This is a genomic window from Desulfovibrio sp. 1214_IL3152 (assembly GCF_036763055.1).
Taxonomy (GTDB): domain Bacteria; phylum Desulfobacterota; class Desulfovibrionia; order Desulfovibrionales; family Desulfovibrionaceae; genus Desulfovibrio.
Genome location: NZ_JBAIYW010000356.1, coordinates 1 through 1,730, shown reverse-complemented (window position 1 = coordinate 1,730; position 1,730 = coordinate 1). Strand labels below are relative to the sequence as shown.

General features: G+C 60.4%; 1 protein-coding gene. It reads left to right on the top strand.

All coding sequences use genetic code 11. The features are described 5' to 3' along the window. A partial coding sequence (locus tag V6C07_RS07600; RefSeq protein WP_333535765.1) for a molybdopterin oxidoreductase family protein occupies positions 1-1,730 on the top strand: 1,730 nt, incomplete at both ends.

The window sequence follows — 1,730 nt, the reverse complement described above, 5'->3', positions numbered from 1 at the left end:
TTCTGGTCATGAAATGCAACGTCCCTGTCAAAGACCTGATTCCCGAGCCGGGCAGTTTTCCTCTGGATAACGATCACCCGATGATCACGCGCGACTTCAGCCGCTGCGTACAGTGCGGGCGCTGCGCATCGGTCTGTTCCGCCGTGCAGGTGAACGACGCCATTCCGCCCCAATTCGGCCGCCGGTCTGAAAAAGACGCATGGTGGCCGCTGGTGGACTATGACCGCTGTACCCACTGCGGGGAATGCGTGCAGGCATGCCCCACCGGAGCGCTGACCGCCAAAAAATCCTATGGCCTTGCCACCCGCGAAGACAAGGTGGACAGCGTGCGCACAACCTGTCCCTACTGTGGCGTGGGCTGCCAGTTGAACCTTTCCGTCAGGGACGGCCGCATCATCGAGGTCAACGGCGTTGAAAACGCACTGCCCAACAAGGGCAGCCTGTGCGTCAAGGGCCGCTTCGGCTACGATTTCATCTACAGTAAAGACCGGCTCACCGACCCGCTTATCCGGCAGCGGGACGGTTCGTTCAGAACCGCCTCATGGGACGAGGCCCTGGATCTCATTGCGGCCAGGTTTTCCGCTGCCATCGAAAAACACGGTCCCGACTCCGTGGCAGGCGTGGCCTGCGCCCGCAGCATCAACGAAGACAACTACCAGATGCAAAAACTCTTTCGCGCGGTGTTCAAGACCAATAATATTGATCACTGCGCGCGTACCTGACACGCCCCCACTGTGGCCGGTCTGGCCGCATCGTTCGGTTCCGGGGCTATGACCAACAGCTTTGCCCACATGGGCGAGGCCAAAATGATCTTTCTCATCGGTTCCAATATCACGGAGGCGCATCCCGTGGCCGGAACCCTTGTCAAACAGGCTGTGCGCAAGGGTTGCCGCCTTATTGTGGCCGACCCGCGCCGCACCGGCATCGCCAAGGAGGCGGAAACCCATCTGCAATTGCGGGTGGGATCGGACATTGCCCTGCTCAACGCCATCATGCACGTGCTCATCAAGGAAAACCTGCATGACAGGCATTATGTGGCGCGGCACACGCTGGGCTTTGAAGAGCTGCGCGCCCATGTGGCAAACTGCACGCCCGAAAGCGCGGCTCCCATATGCGGCATTGATGCGGAAACCATCAGGCAGACCGCGCGCGACCTTGCCTCGGTCAGGCCCGCCATGCTGGCCTACACCCTCGGCATCACGGAGCACACCAGCGGCGTCAACAACGTGCTGGCCTGCGCCGCGCTGCAAATGCTTCTGGGCAATGTGGGCAAACCCCTGGGTGGGGTAAACCCCTTGCGCGGGCAGAACAACGTGCAGGGTTCGTGCGATATGGGCGCTCTGCCCGATACCTATCCCGGCTACGGCAAAGTAGCAGACCCGGCGGCCAGAGAGCATCTGGAGCGCTTCTGGGGGGTCTCCCTGCCTGCGGAGCCGGGCATCATGATGCCCGACATGCTGGACGGGCTTAAATCAAAAAAAATCAAGGCAATGTATATTTTTGGTGAAAATCTCGCCAATACCGAACCCGATATCAGCCATGTGGAAAGCTGCCTCGCCGCTGCCGAATTTCTGGTGGTTCAGGACATTTTTCCCAATGAAACAAGCAGATTCGCGCATGTAATCTTGCCCGCCGCTGCCTGGGGTGAAAAAGACGGCACATTCACCAACAGCGAACGCCGCGTCAGCCGTGTGCGCGCCGCCAGCCCGGCCCCGGGCAACGCCTGGGAA